The sequence below is a fragment of the Nonomuraea sp. B1E8 genome (genome assembly GCF_039871515.1).
GTDB lineage: Bacteria > Actinomycetota > Actinomycetes > Streptosporangiales > Streptosporangiaceae > Nonomuraea.
In genome coordinates this window covers 1-13,437 of the sequence record NZ_JBDPLS010000020.1, presented here as the reverse complement: position 1 = coordinate 13,437, position 13,437 = coordinate 1, and the positions used below count along the sequence as shown (strand labels likewise).

Annotated in this window: 14 protein-coding genes; 13 read left to right on the top strand and 1 reads right to left on the bottom strand. The window is 69.9% G+C overall.

The window, feature by feature from the left end; all coding sequences use genetic code 11:
- Positions 1-74 precede the first annotated feature (74 nt).
- Positions 75-1,529, top strand: a complete 1,455-nt coding sequence (locus ABGA98_RS41515; protein WP_347623970.1) for a sigma-70 family RNA polymerase sigma factor — start codon at positions 75-77, stop codon at positions 1,527-1,529.
- A gap of 78 nt (positions 1,530-1,607) precedes the next feature.
- Positions 1,608-2,717 (top strand): C40 family peptidase, encoded by a 1,110-nt coding sequence (locus tag ABGA98_RS41510; RefSeq protein WP_347623969.1) that lies wholly within the window; start codon positions 1,608-1,610, stop codon positions 2,715-2,717.
- Positions 2,718-2,720: 3 nt separating this feature from the next.
- Here ABGA98_RS41510 and ABGA98_RS41505 read toward each other — a convergent pair whose 3' ends face one another.
- Complete coding sequence (locus ABGA98_RS41505) at positions 2,721-3,218, bottom strand: inorganic diphosphatase (protein ID WP_132510444.1); 498 nt, start codon at positions 3,216-3,218, stop codon at positions 2,721-2,723.
- A gap of 189 nt (positions 3,219-3,407) precedes the next feature.
- Here ABGA98_RS41505 and dacB point away from each other — a divergent pair, with 189 nt between their 5' ends.
- The 11 genes from dacB (at position 3,408) to ABGA98_RS41450 (ending at position 13,307) form a co-directional block, all read left to right on the top strand.
- Positions 3,408-4,808, top strand: coding sequence for a D-alanyl-D-alanine carboxypeptidase/D-alanyl-D-alanine-endopeptidase (dacB, locus tag ABGA98_RS41500; RefSeq protein WP_347623968.1), 1,401 nt, complete (start codon positions 3,408-3,410; stop codon positions 4,806-4,808).
- A gap of 320 nt (positions 4,809-5,128) precedes the next feature.
- Positions 5,129-6,205 carry a zinc-dependent metalloprotease gene (locus tag ABGA98_RS41495; protein WP_347623967.1) on the top strand — a complete coding sequence of 359 codons (1,077 nt, stop codon included), beginning with the start codon at positions 5,129-5,131 and terminating at the stop codon, positions 6,203-6,205.
- Between the two features lie 65 nt (positions 6,206-6,270).
- Positions 6,271-7,263 carry a tRNA lysidine(34) synthetase TilS gene (gene tilS / locus ABGA98_RS41490; RefSeq protein ID WP_347623966.1) on the top strand — a complete coding sequence of 331 codons (993 nt, stop codon included), beginning with the start codon at positions 6,271-6,273 and terminating at the stop codon, positions 7,261-7,263.
- Between the two features lie 10 nt (positions 7,264-7,273).
- Entirely contained in the window at positions 7,274-7,825 is a 552-nt protein-coding gene (gene hpt, locus ABGA98_RS41485; protein WP_347623965.1) for a hypoxanthine phosphoribosyltransferase, read from the top strand.
- A 246-nt stretch (positions 7,826-8,071) separates the two neighbouring features.
- A complete protein-coding gene (ftsH, locus tag ABGA98_RS41480; protein WP_347623964.1) occupies positions 8,072-10,066 on the top strand; it encodes an ATP-dependent zinc metalloprotease FtsH in 1,995 nt (664 codons plus the stop codon).
- Complete coding sequence (folE, locus tag ABGA98_RS41475; protein WP_132597767.1) at positions 10,063-10,641, top strand: GTP cyclohydrolase I FolE; 579 nt, start codon at positions 10,063-10,065, stop codon at positions 10,639-10,641. Before ftsH ends, folE begins: the two co-directional genes overlap by 4 nt.
- 109 nt (positions 10,642-10,750) lie before the next feature.
- Positions 10,751-11,557: a dihydropteroate synthase gene (folP, locus tag ABGA98_RS41470; RefSeq protein ID WP_347624080.1), complete on the top strand. Its 807-nt coding sequence runs from the start codon at positions 10,751-10,753 to the stop codon at positions 11,555-11,557.
- On the top strand, positions 11,554-12,000 hold the full coding sequence (locus ABGA98_RS41465) for a nuclear transport factor 2 family protein (protein ID WP_132332063.1): 447 nt from the start codon (positions 11,554-11,556) through the stop codon (positions 11,998-12,000). Before folP ends, ABGA98_RS41465 begins: the two co-directional genes overlap by 4 nt.
- Complete coding sequence (gene folB / locus ABGA98_RS41460) at positions 11,990-12,352, top strand: dihydroneopterin aldolase (protein ID WP_132597766.1); 363 nt, start codon at positions 11,990-11,992, stop codon at positions 12,350-12,352. Before ABGA98_RS41465 ends, folB begins: the two co-directional genes overlap by 11 nt.
- Positions 12,352-12,855 (top strand): 2-amino-4-hydroxy-6-hydroxymethyldihydropteridine diphosphokinase, encoded by a 504-nt coding sequence (gene folK, locus ABGA98_RS41455; RefSeq protein WP_347623963.1) that lies wholly within the window; start codon positions 12,352-12,354, stop codon positions 12,853-12,855. The genes folB and folK overlap by 1 nt, the downstream gene beginning before the upstream one ends.
- Positions 12,852-13,307 carry a DUF3180 domain-containing protein gene (locus tag ABGA98_RS41450; RefSeq protein WP_347623962.1) on the top strand — a complete coding sequence of 152 codons (456 nt, stop codon included), beginning with the start codon at positions 12,852-12,854 and terminating at the stop codon, positions 13,305-13,307. The genes folK and ABGA98_RS41450 overlap by 4 nt, the downstream gene beginning before the upstream one ends.
- Positions 13,308-13,437 lie beyond the last annotated feature (130 nt).

Genomic DNA, 13,437 nt, shown 5'->3' with positions numbered 1-13,437 from the left:
TGCGGCCCGACAAGCCAAGCCAACGGCGCGGAAATGGTGGAACTACTAGTTACTAATCCATTACCTTCAGTCACATGGATGACCGCGTTCTGGTCGAAGCCCTTCGCGCCCGCGACGCTGACGCCGTGGCCGCTCTCTACGACGCCTATGCGGAGAGCATCTACCGCTACTGCTGGTCCCTCCTCATGAGCGGCGACAGCGCGCAGGTGGCTCTCCGCGACACGCTGATCGCGGCCGAGGCGCACGCGGACGCGCTGGCCGACCCGGGGAGGCTGCGCACCTGGCTGTACGCGCTGGCCCGCGCCGAGTGCCTGCGCCGCAGGGCCTGCGCCCCGCCCGGCCCCGAGCAGGCGCTGGCCGAGGCGCCGCCGTTGGACGACCCGGCCGACGCCGACCTGCGGGTCATGGCGTGGAACGCGGTCCACAGCCTGCCCGTTGCCGACCGCGAGGCGCTGGAGCTGGCCTACCGGCACGAGCTGCCCGCCGCCGAGCTCGCCCAGGTCCTCGCGCTCCCGCCGCGCCAGGTGGAGCAGGTCATGGGGGAGGCCCGCGAGCGCCTGGGCGGCGCGCTCACGGCCGAGATCCTGGCCGGGAAGGGCCCGTACGACTGCCCGGCACGCGCCCGCATCCTCGCCGGCTTCTCCGGCCGGCTGACCCAGGAGATGCGCGAGCACCTGATCAGGCACCTGTCCCACTGCGAGACCTGCGCGCCCCACCGCGCCCGCGAGGTGTCGGTCACCAAGGTCTACGCGCTGCTGCCGGCCGTGGCGCTGCCGGAGGCGCTGCGGGTCAGGGTGCTGAGCTGCTTCGGCGACCCGGAACTGCTGCCCTACCGGCGCTACGTCGCCAGGCGGACGAGTGGCCTGGGAGCCGCCGGGTTTCCCGTTCCCGCGGACAAGGGCGCTGGAAGGTGGCCTCAGGCGCTGGCAGGCGCGCTGGCGGCGGTCGCGGCCGTGGTGGCGATAACGGTGATCTTCCAGCAGATCGGCAGGGACAACGGCGGCCTGTCGGGCGTCGCGACGGCGGCGTTCCCCCCGACGGGCGAGCCGCCCGGCATCAGGCTGCCCTGGCAGGGCGAGCCGAAGAACCAGCCGGTGACCGTGATGCCCATCGTCGACGCCACGACCATGCGCCCGCTCGGCGTCACGGAGTCGCCCGGTTTCCCGCCGCCCCTGGTCATCCCCTCGCCCGCGCCCCTGATGCCCTCGCCGACCGGCGCCCCGCCGCCGTCGCCCGCGCCGCGGCCCACCGGGCAGGGCCGGCCGCCGGGCCTTCCTCCGACGCACGTACGGCCGGTGGAGCCGTCCCTGGCGGAGCCCCCGCCCGTCAGACCCTCGCGGCCGCGGCACACGTTCAGGCCCCCCGGTGGGCCGCCCCGGACCTTCACCCCGACCCGCACCCCCACCCCGACCATGACGCCGACCCCGACTGTCACGGTGACGCCCACCCCGACCACTACCAAGCCGACGCAAACGGCCACCCCGCCGCACACCGAGGAACCTTCGCCAACGCCTACGGAAAGCGGCTGACCTGCGTAAACCCCTGTTACGCAAGTGAACTGCCGGGGACTGTGTGCATAGAGTGACCATCTGCTTCCAGGGGGACCTATGCGCGCATTCCGGGCTGGGCTGCTCGCGGGCTGCCTGCTGGTCGGCATGTGCCCGCCGGTCATGGCGGAGCCCGTCCCCTCCTCGCGTGACGTCAAGAAGGCCCGCCAGACCGTACGCGAGCGGTCGAAGCGGCTAGGGGAGACCAGCGCCAAGCTGGCCACCGCCCAGTCACGGCTCGACCGGCTGGCGGCCGAGGTCGAGCGGCTGGTGGAGGCGTACAACGGGGAGCTCGTCCAGCTCCGGCACGCCGAGCAGGCCAATGAGCAGGCCAAGGCGCGCCTCGCGGCGGCCGACGCCGAGGTCGAGCTGGCCCGGCGCGACGTCGCGCTGCTGGCGGCGGAGACGTACGGCGGCGTGGCGATGCGGGAGCCGTTCCTCGGCATCCTCATCGACCAGGGCGAAACGAACGGCCTGCTGCACCGGGCGGGCGTGCTCGAACACATGAGCAGTGAGCGGGCCGCGATCCTCGCCAGGATGCGCGACGCCCAGGAGGTCGCGAGCATCCTGCGCATCGAGGCCGCCAACGCCTACGCCGCCCACAGGGCCGCCACCGAACGCGCCAGACTCGCCAAGATCGCTGCCAAGGAGGCCGTGGCCAGGCAGCTGCGTGAAACGAAGGCGCTGCGGGCCCGCGAGGAGCACCTCCAGCGCAAGGTCGACGCGGCCCGCACCCGCGCCCAACTGCTGGCCCGCCGCAAGGCCGCGGCCGCGTCGGTCGCCGGGCTCGTCTCCCGCGGCTCGGCCCTGGGGAACGTCGCGGCCAACTGGGCGCTCACCCAGCTCGGCAAGCCGTACGTGTGGGCGGCCGACGGCCCCGACACCTACGACTGCTCCGGGCTCACCATGCGCGCCTGGGAGAAGGTCGGCGTGCGGCTCGACCACTGGACCGGCACCCAGTGGACGTCGGGCCCGCACGTGCCGCTCGACCAGCTGCAGCGCGGCGACCTGGTGTTCTTCGGCCACATCAGCGACGACCCCGGCACCATCCACCACGTGGGGATCTACGTCGGCCGGGGCCAGATGGTGCACGCGCCGCAGACCGGCGACGTCGTACGGGTCGCCTCGATCTACCGCGGGGACCTGGTGGGCGCCACCAGGCCCCGCTGACGGTCAGTGACCGTGGTGTCCCTCGTCCTTGGCCCGGCGGAAGGAGCGCTCGATCTCGGCCTCCGCTTCGATGCGGCCCACCCAGTTGGCGCCCTCGACCGACTTGCCCGGCTCGAGGTCCTTGTAGACCTCGAAGAAGTGCTGGATCTCCAGCCGGTCGAACTCCGACACGTGATGGATGTCCTGGATGTGGTGCATACGGGGGTCGGTCGAGGGGACGCAGAGGACCTTGTCGTCGCCGCCCTTCTCGTCGGTCATCCTGAACATGCCCACCGCCCGGCACGTGATGTAGCAGCCGGGGAACGTCGGCTCCTGCAGCAGCACCAGCGCGTCCAGCGGGTCGCCGTCCTCACCGAGGGTGTTCTCGATGAAGCCGTAGTCGGCGGGGTACTGCGTGGAGGTGAACAGGAGCCGGTCGAGCCTGATCTTCCCGGTTTCGTGGTCCACCTCGTACTTGTTCCGTTGCCCCTTGGGAATCTCTACGACAACGTCGAACTCCACCGCGGTCCTCTCTCATGGGTCGAGAGCACCTCGCCAGGCATCTGGGAACGCGATCACCCGCCTCCCCGGGGCCCGGTCCGGGCTTCTCTCCCCCGCTCAGCCCCCGGGCACCCCCGGCTGGGCGTTAATGTCTCGTAGGCGAACACTGGAGAGAGGGCGGGCGACGTGGCGCGGCACGACAGGTGGGTGATGCTGACCACCCTCGTCGTGCTCCAGGCTCTGACCATCGTCATCGGCGTTTACGCGATGACCACCGGCTTCAGCCTCAGCGCGTTGACGGGGCAGTCTCCACCGGCCGGGCCGACGGAGTCACCGCAGGAAGAGTCTCCCCCCGCCCCCGTGGTCACCGCGGGACCTGTGCTGGCCCAGCTTCCGGCGAAGCCCGGAGACGGACCTCTCCCGACTAAGAGTACTTTGACGCGGCAGCTCACCCGCGCGCTGGGTGACCGGGCCCTGGGTGACAGGGTCGGCGCCGTCGTGCTCGACGCGGTCACCGGCCAGCAGATCTTCGCCTCCAATGCCGACGCCGCCTTCGTGCCCGCCTCCACCACGAAGATAGCCGTCTGCGCCGCCGCGCTCGCCTCTCTGGGGCCTGACACCCGCCTGTCCACCACGGTCGTCCAGGGCGCCGAACCAGGCACCGCCATCCTCGTGGGCGGCGGCGACCCGCTGCTCGCCGGTCCCTCCGCCAAGCCCGGCTACCCGAAGCAGGCCTCACTCCGCACGCTGGCCGCCCGCACCGCCGCCACGCTCAAGTCGCAGAACATCAAGAAAGTCACCCTTTCGTACGACACATCCCTCTTCGTCGGCCCAACCAAGGCCGACGGCTGGAAGCCGAGCTACATCCCCGACGGCAACGTCGCCACCGTCCACGCCCTCGCCATCGACGAAGGCCGCCGGCACCCCCGCTACAACGCCCCCAGAGTCGACGACCCGCCCCGATACGCCGCCGCGGCCTTCGCCAGGCTCCTCAAGAAGGAGGGCATCGCGGTGTCGAAATCCCTGCGCCAGGCCAAGGCCCCCGCCGGCGCCACCGAGCTCGGCCGGGTCGACTCCGCCCCCGTCTACGCCCTCGTCGAGCACACCCTGACCGAGAGCGACAACGACATGGCCGAGGCGCTGATGAGGCACGTCGCACTCAAGGAAGGACAACAGGCGTCGTTCGAAGGAGGCGCCAAGGGCGTGATCTCCGTACTCCAGCGGCTCGGGGCCGCCCAGGGCGTCGCCGCGCTCTCCGACGGCAGCGGCCTGTCCATCCGCAACCGCATCAGCCCCCACGCCCTGGCCAAGATCATCGCCATGGCCGGCTCCGCGAACCACCCCGACCTCCACGCCATCGCCTCCGGCATGCCGATCGCCGGATTCTCCGGCACCCTCGGCAACGGCCGCCGCTTCACCGCCGCCGACAGCAAGGGCCAGGTCGGCCTCGTACGCGCCAAGACCGGCACCCTCAACAACGTCAACACCCTGGCAGGACTGGCCACCACGAAGGACGGCCGACTGGTCACGTTCGCCTTCATGGCCGACCACGTCCCCGTCACCGCCGAACCCGTACTCGACCGCCTCGCCGCCATCGTCGCCCGTAATTAGTTGTGTTGATGGCGGGCTTATGGCGATCCTTCGGATCGCGGCTCGGTCGCTTGGGTCCGGTGTCTTCCTTCGTCGTTCGGTCGCTGCGCTCCCTCTCTCCTCAGTCCAGACACCGGCGCTCCCTCGCGTGCTTGTGGCGATCCTTCGGATCGCGGGCTCGGTCGCTTGGGTCCGGTGTCTTCCCTCGTCGTTCGGTCGCTGCGCTCCCTCTCTCCTCAGTCCAGACACCGGCGCTCCCTCGCGTGCTTGTGGCGATCCTTCGGATCGCGGCTCGGCCGGGAGCTTCGCGGGTACGACGAGAAGCACGTACGGTGGACGTTATGCAGGTGATCGACTGGGATCTGGCCGTCACGACCGGCACGCGCCTGGTGCGCCCCGGTCCTCAGGTGAGCCGGGAGGAGGCCAGGCAGGCCGTCGCCGAGCTCCGCACCCTGTCGCGTGAGGCCGAGGGCCACGTGCGCGAGTTCACGAAAATTCACACCGACACCGCGCCGCAGCCCGCGACCATCGTCGACCGGCCGGGCTGGATCAAGGCCAACGTCGAGGGCTTCCGCGTGGTGCTCGAACCCTTGACCCAGCGCATGAGCGGCGGCGACAACCCGCCACCCGCCATCGTCACGGCCGTGGGCTCCCGCATCACGGGCGTCGAGGTCGGCGCGGTCCTGGCGTTCCTGGCCTCGCGCGTGCTGGGCCAGTACGAGCTCTTCCTCCCGCCCGACCCGACCGGCGAGGAGCCGACGGGCCGCCTGACCCTCGTCGCGCCCAACATCGTCCACGCCGAGCGCGAGATGGGCGTCGATCCGCACGACTTCCGCCTCTGGGTCTGCCTCCACGAGGAGACCCACCGCGTCCAGTTCACGGGCGTGCCGTGGTTGCGCGAATACGTACGGTCGCAGATGACCGAGTTCCTGCTCGCGTCCGACCTCGACCTGCCCACCCTGCTCGAACGCCTGCGCAACGCCGCCGACACGGTGGCCGACGTGGTGCGCGGCGGCGAGGGCAACCTCATCGACGCCATCCAGTCGCCCGGCCAGAAGGAGATCCTCGACCGCCTGACGGCCGTGATGACCCTGGTCGAAGGGCACGGCGACTACGTGATGGACGCCGTCGGCCCCTCGGTGGTGCCGTCGGTCGCCGACATCCGCGCCAAGTTCGCCCAGCGTCGCGAGGGCGGCTCCCGCCTCGACCGCACGGTCCGGCGTCTGCTGGGGATCGAGGTCAAGATGAAGCAGTACGCGGAGGGCTCGGCCTTCGTCCGCACCGTGGTCGACCGGGTCGGCATGGACGGCTTCAACAAGATCTGGGCCTCGCCCGAGACGCTGCCGACGACACCGGAGATCTCCGACCCGGACGCCTGGGTCGCCCGCGTCACAGGCACCCCTGCCCTCCCCGCCTGACCGACCCACACGTCACTCGCCTTCCCGCCGAACGCGCCGCCGGTGGGAGCCGGGAGAATGGCCTCGTGGGGCCACATCCAGCAGTAGCCGACGTGCGCAGGGCCGTGCGCGAAGCGCTGGCCGACGCCGAGGCGGGCACGCTGGTCCTGGCGGCGTGCAGCGGCGGAGCCGACTCCCTTGCCCTGTCGGCCGCCCTGGCGTTCGTGGCCCCCAGGATGGGCCTGCGGGCGGGCGTGTTGTCCGTGGACCACCGGCTCCAGCCGGGCTCGGCCGAGCGCGCCGAGACGGTGGCGGGGCTGGCCCGGGGGATGGGGCTCGATCCTGTGGAGGTGCTCACGGTGACGGTGGGCACGGCGGGCGGCCCCGAGGCGGCGGCCAGGGAGGCGCGATACGCCGCGCTGGCCGAGGCGGCCGACCGGCTCCGGGCGCCGGCGGTCCTGCTCGGCCACACGAGGGACGACCAGGCGGAGACGGTCCTGCTCGGCCTGGCGAGGGGGAGCGGCCTGCGTTCGTTGTCCGGCATGGCGGCCAGGAGCGGCCGCTGGCTCCGCCCGTTCCTCCACCTCCCGCGGGCGACCACGGTCGCCGCCTGCCAGGCGCTGCGCCTGTCTCCGTGGGACGACCCGCACAACGTGGATCCCCGCTACACGAGGGTCCGCGTCAGGAGGCACGTGCTGCCGGTGCTGGAGAAGGAGCTCGGCCCGGGGGTCGCGGAGGCGCTCGCGAGGACCGCGGGGATGGCGCGTGAGGACGCTGACGCCCTGGACCAGTGGGCGGAGTCGGCGTACCGAAATTGCGCTCTTAGCGATATCGGAGAGTCGGTCACGCTGTCCACGGCGGAGCTGGAGAAGCTGCCCGACGCCGTCAGGCGGAGGGTGCTGCGCCGTGCGGCCATCGCGGCGGGAGCACCGCCGGGAGCCCTGTCGGCCGCCCACGTGCTGGCAGTGGACCGGCTGGTCACGCGGTGGCACGGGCAGAAGGCGGTGGACCTGCCCGGGGGTCTGTCGGCCCTGCGGCGGTATGGCACCCTGATACTCGCCATCAGTCCCATCCCGTAAGGAACCACAGGTGGACGCTGCCGACATGGGCAATGACCTGGAGAAGGTCCTCATCTCCGAGGACGACCTCCAGGCCAGGATCAAAGAGCTCGCCGGCCGGATCGACGACGACTATGCGGGCAAGGAAGTCCTGCTCGTGGGCGTGCTCAAAGGCGCGGTCATGGTGATGGCCGACCTGGCGAGGGCTCTGCACGTGCCCGTGCAGATGGACTGGATGGCGGTGTCGTCCTACGGCGCCGGCACCAGGTCGTCCGGCGTCGTACGCGTGCTGAAAGACCTCGACACCGACATCCTCGACCGCCATGTGCTGATCGTCGAGGACATCATCGACTCCGGCCTGACCTTGCACTGGCTGCTGGAAAACCTGAAATCGCGCAATCCGGCCTCGCTGGAGATCTGCGCCGCGCTGCGCAAACCTGACGCGGTGAAGGTGCCTATCGAGGTGAAATACGTGGGTTTCGACATCCCCAGCGAGTTCGTCATCGGTTACGGGCTCGACTACGCGGAGCGATACCGCAATCTGCCGTTCATCGGCACGCTCGCTCCGCACGTTTACACCTAGCAATCCGGCAGTGTTCCCGGCGGGCCGGGAACACTGCGCAACGTGACGTACGTTGATAGGGCAAGACCGGTGTAGCGGGCGGGTCCCTCCGTGCGCTGTGCCGGTGTACCTTCGGACTTCTGGAGTGTGACCCCGTGTCCCCTCCGGGTAGTCAGAAGTCGCGGTGTCGGATGCCGCGGCCCCGGGGCGACCCGGGTTCAAGGCCATGGTCAGGAAGGGACGGGCCCGCAAGGGGTTCCGCATCGGATGGATCTCAAGCGATTTACACGTGGGCCACTGCTGTGGATCCTGGGCATCGTCGTGCTGCTCCTGCTCGTCACCCAGCTCTGGAGCGGTGGCGGCAATTACAAGCCGGCCGACACGTCCTTGGTTCTCCAGCAGATTCGCGCCGGAAACGTCAGCAACGCCAAGATCATCGATAAGGACAACCGGATCGAGGTGACGCTGACCAACCCCGTGGTGGTGAAGGCCGGCGACGCCCCGACGAAGCTGATCCAGTCAGACTGGGTCACCGGTTACGGCAGCAAGCTGACCGACGAGCTCCAGGCTCAGGTCGACGCGGGCAAGACCAAGAGCTTCGCCACCGAGGTGCCGCAGGAAAACTTCCTGGTGAGCCTTCTGGTGAGCTTCCTGCCGATCGTCATCATCGTGCTGATCTTCCTGTTCATCATGAACCAGATGCAGGGCGGCGGCTCCCGGGTGATGAACTTCGGCAAGTCGAAGGCCAAGCTGATCACCAAAGACACCCCCAAGACGACCTTCTCCGACGTCGCAGGCGCTGACGAGGCCATCGAGGAGCTCCAGGAGATCAAGGAGTTCCTGCAGGCCCCGGCCAAGTTCCAGGCGATCGGCGCCAAGATCCCCAAAGGCGTGCTGCTCTACGGCCCGCCCGGCACCGGTAAGACGCTGCTGGCCCGCGCGGTCGCGGGTGAGGCGGGCGTGCCGTTCTACTCCATCTCCGGTTCCGACTTCGTCGAGATGTTCGTCGGTGTCGGCGCCTCGCGTGTGCGTGACCTGTTCGAGCAGGCCAAGGCCAACGCCCCGGCGATCATCTTCATCGACGAGATCGACGCGGTCGGCCGCCACCGCGGCGCCGGCCTGGGCGGCGGTCACGACGAGCGCGAGCAGACGCTCAACCAGCTGCTCGTCGAGATGGACGGCTTCGACGTCAAGGGCGGCGTGATCCTCATCGCGGCCACCAACCGGCCCGATATTCTCGACCCGGCGCTGCTGCGTCCCGGCCGTTTCGACCGGCAGGTCACCGTCGACCGGCCCGACCTCGAGGGCCGCAAGGGCATCCTCAAGGTGCACGGGCGGGGCAAGCCGTTCTCCCCCGACGTCGACCTCGACGTCATCGCGCGCCGCACCCCTGGGTTCACCGGCGCCGACCTGGCCAACGTGATCAACGAGGCGGCCCTGCTCACCGCGCGGGCCGACCAGAAGCTGATCACGATGGAGCTCCTCGAGGAGTCGATCGACCGCGTCATGGCAGGGCCCGAGCGCAAGACGCGGGTCATGTCCGACAAGGAAAAGAAGATGATCGCCTATCACGAGGGCGGTCACGCCCTGGTGGCGCACGCGTTGCCCAATTCCGACCCGGTGCACAAGATCACGATCTTGTCCCGCGGCCGCGCGCTCGGCTACACGATGACGCTGCCGATGGAGGACAAGTTCCTGGCCACCAGGTCGGAGATGATGGACCAGCTCGCGATGTTGCTCGGCGGCCGCGCGGCGGAGGAGCTCGTCTTCCACGAGCCGACCACCGGCGCCTCCAACGACATCGAGAAGGCCACGGCCGTCGCCCGCCGCATGGTGACCGAATACGGCATGAGCGAGCAGCTCGGCGCCCGCAAGTTCGGCAGCGGCCAGGCCGAGGTCTTCCTCGGGCGCGAGATGGGTCACGAGCGCGACTATTCCGAGAAGATCGCCTCCACGATCGACGAGGAGGTCCGCCGGATGATCGAGACGGCGCACGACCAGGCCTGGGACATCCTGGTCGAATACCGTGACGTGCTCGACAACCTCGTGCTCGAGCTCATGGAGAAGGAGACCCTCTCCCGCGAGCAGGTGCTCCAGATCTTCAGCCCGGTGGTCATCAGGGAGCACCGCCCGTCCTACGCGGGCTATGGCAAGCGGCTGCCCTCCGACCGCCCGCCGATCCTGACCCCGAAGGAGCAGTCGGCCAACGGCTCGCTCGGCGCGGGCCACCAGGACGCCCTGCCGTCCGGAGACAGTGCGTGACTCAGCACGACATCGACCAGGGGCGGATCGAGAAGGCCGTTCGCGAGATCCTCTACGCCATCGGCGAAGATCCCGACCGCGACGGCCTCCTCGACACGCCCGCCCGGGTCGCTCGCGCCATGGCCGAGCAATATTCCGGGCTCGGCCAGACGCCTGAAGACGTGCTGACCAAGGTTTTCGACGTCGACCACGACGAGATGGTGCTCGTCAGGGACATCGAGGTCTACTCGACCTGCGAGCACCACCTGGTCCCGTTCCACGGGGTGGCCCACGTGGGCTACATCCCCAACCAGCGCGGCGAGGTGACGGGCCTGTCCAAGCTGGCCCGCCTGGTCGACGTGTTCGCCCGCCGCCCTCAGGTGCAGGAGCGCATGACCTCGCAGATCGCCGACGCGCTCATGCGGGTGCTGGAGCCGCGCGGCGTCATCGTGGTGGTCGAGGCCGAGCATCTGTGCATGACGATGCGGGGGGTGCGCAAGCCCGGCGCCAAGACCGTGACCTCGGCGGTTCGCGGTGACTTCCGCACCAGCGACAAGACCCGATCCGAGGCGATGGCGCTGATCCTGGGCCGCTGACGACTGAACGGGGTACCCACGATGTCATCAGGTGTCCGCAAGCGCCTAGGCTTGGCCCATGACTAGCGTGCCCATGAACGTGCCAGGAGGTGCGGATCGGTGCCTCGTCATGGGCGTGGTCAATGTGACGCCCGATTCGTTCTCCGACGGCGGCCGGTGGTTCGACGAGGACGTCGCGATCCAGCACGGCCTCGACCTGGTCCGTGAGGGCGCCGACATCGTCGACGTGGGCGGCGAGTCCACCCGTCCCGGCGCCGCCAGGGTGTCGCTGCAGGAAGAGCTGGCCCGGGTCGTCCCGGTGATCAGGGCGCTCGACGCGGAGGGCGTGCGGGTCAGCGTCGACACGATGCGAGCGGAGGTCGCGAGGGCCGCGGTCGAGGCGGGCGCGCGGCTCGTCAACGACGTGAGCGGCGGGCTGGCCGACCCCGACATGCCCCGCGCGGTCGCCGCGACCGGCGTCCCCTACGTCGTGATGCACTGGCGCGGCCACAGCCACGACATGGACAGCCGCGCCGTCTACACCGACGTGGTCACCGAGGTGCGCGAGGAGCTGAGCAAACGGGTCGATCTGGTGCTGGCGGAGGGCGTCACGGAGGAGCAGATCGTGATCGACCCAGGGCTCGGCTTCGCGAAGAACGCCGACCACAACTGGGCACTGCTGGCCGGCATCCCGAATCTCGCCGAACTGGGTTTCCCGCTGCTGGTGGGGGCGTCGCGCAAACGGTTCCTCGGCCGGCTGCTGGCCGACCCCGACGGCACACCCCGGCCGTTCAGCCGCAGCGACGACGCCACGCTGGCGGTGACCGCGCTGGCCGCCCACGCGGGCGCCTGGTGCGTGCGCGTGCACGAGGTAGGTCCCAATGCCGATGCCGTGCGCGTGGCCGCCGCATGGAAGAGAGCCGGAGCCAACACATGAGCGTCGACACCGCCGCTATCGAGACGGTGAACCAGGAGTTCTACACCGCGATCGAGAACGCCGATCTCGACAAGATGACCGAGATCTGGGCGGAAGACTCCGGTGACGAGCAGGTGAGCTGCGTGCACCCGGGCTGGACCCTGCTGACGGGCCGCTCGGAGGTGTTGCGGTCCTGGGCGTTGATCATGGCCAACACCACCTACATCCAGTTCGTGCTGACCGACGTCAACACGACCGTGCTGGGTGACGTGGCCGTGCTCACCTGCGTCGAGAACATCCTCACCGCCGGCGAGGAGGGTGAGTCCAGCTTCGCCGCGGGCAAGGTGGTGGCCAGCAACGTCTACCTCCGCACCCCGCAGGGGTGGCGGTTGTGGATGCACCACGGCTCGCCGGTGCTCCAGAGCGACGACGACGAGGAGGAGGACGGCGAGCTTGAGCGCTGATCGCATCGCTCTCAAGGGCCTGCGGGCCCGGGGGAGACACGGCGTGCTCGCTGCCGAGCGGGAGCTCGGGCAGGAGTTCGTGATCGACGCGACGCTGTTCCTCGACACCGCCCCGGCGGCGGCGGGCGACGACCTCACCAAGACCGTCCACTACGGGGAGCTGGCCGAGGCCCTCGTCAGGGTCGTGGAAGGGGAGCCGGTCGAGCTGATCGAGACGCTCGCGCAGCGGCTGGCCGACGTGTGCCTGTCCAGCGAGCTGGTGCGCAAGGCCGAGGTGAGCGTGCACAAGCCGGCGGCGCCCATCCCGCTGCCGTTCGACGATGTGGTCGTGACGATCGAGCGGAGCCGCTGATGAAGGCCGTCATCGCCCTGGGCAGCAACGTGGGCCCTCGCTTCCAGACGTTGCAGGGCGCCGTCGACACCCTGTTCGACGCCCCTGGGCTGGAGTTCGTCCAGGCGTCCCCCGTCTACGAGACCGACCCGGTCGGCGGCCCGTCCGGGCAGCGCCCCTACCTCAACGCGATCGTGATCGCCGAGACCACCCTGGAGCCGGCGCGGCTGCTGGAGCGGGCGCTCAACGTCGAGGACGCCTTCGGCAGGGTCCGCGAGGAACGGTGGGGGCCGCGCACGCTCGACGTCGACCTGATCGTGGTGGGCGACTCCGTCAGCGACGATCCCGAGCTGACGCTGCCGCATCCGCTCGCTCACGAGCGCGCGTTCGTGCTGGTGCCGTGGTCGAAGGCCGACCCCGAGGCGGTGCTGCCCGGGCGCGGACGGGTGGCCGACCTGCTGGAGGGCCTCGACCGGCAGGGCGTACGCCTGCGCGAGGACCTGAAGCTGCAGAGGCCGGATTGAGACCCACACGCCCCGGCCATCTGGTCGGCATCCTCGTCGTCGTCGCGCTGCTCACCTGGGTGGTGATCCGGCCCGTCTACTCCGACCTGCCGCTCATGCCGTGGACCGCGATCCCCACGGTGACGTTGCTGGCCATCGGGGAGGCCTACACCGCGTGGCTGACCAAGGCCCGGATCGAGCGGAAACCCGGCACGAAGCCGGTGGAGCCGATGGCGGTGGCCCGGCTGGCCGCGCTGGCGAAGGCGTCGGCGTACGCGGGGGCGGTGTTCGGGGGGATCTTCGCCGGGTTCGGGCTGCACACGGTGCAACTGCTCGACCGGGAGACGCCGAGGGGCGAGTTCCTCGTCGCCACGGGGTCGTTGGTGTCGTGCGTCGTGCTCGTCTGCGCCGCCCTCTACCTGGAGCACGCCTGCCGCATCCCCAAGGAGCCCGAGGAACAGAAGCGCGACTAGTGGCAATGCCGTGTAGTTAAGCGTGTGTGAGTGGAGTCAAGACCACTCGAAATAGACACGGAGCTCCTGCTAGAACGGTGTCGACCAAGATCACTGTTCGGTGCAGGAGCTCCGTTGGAAGCCAAGTCTG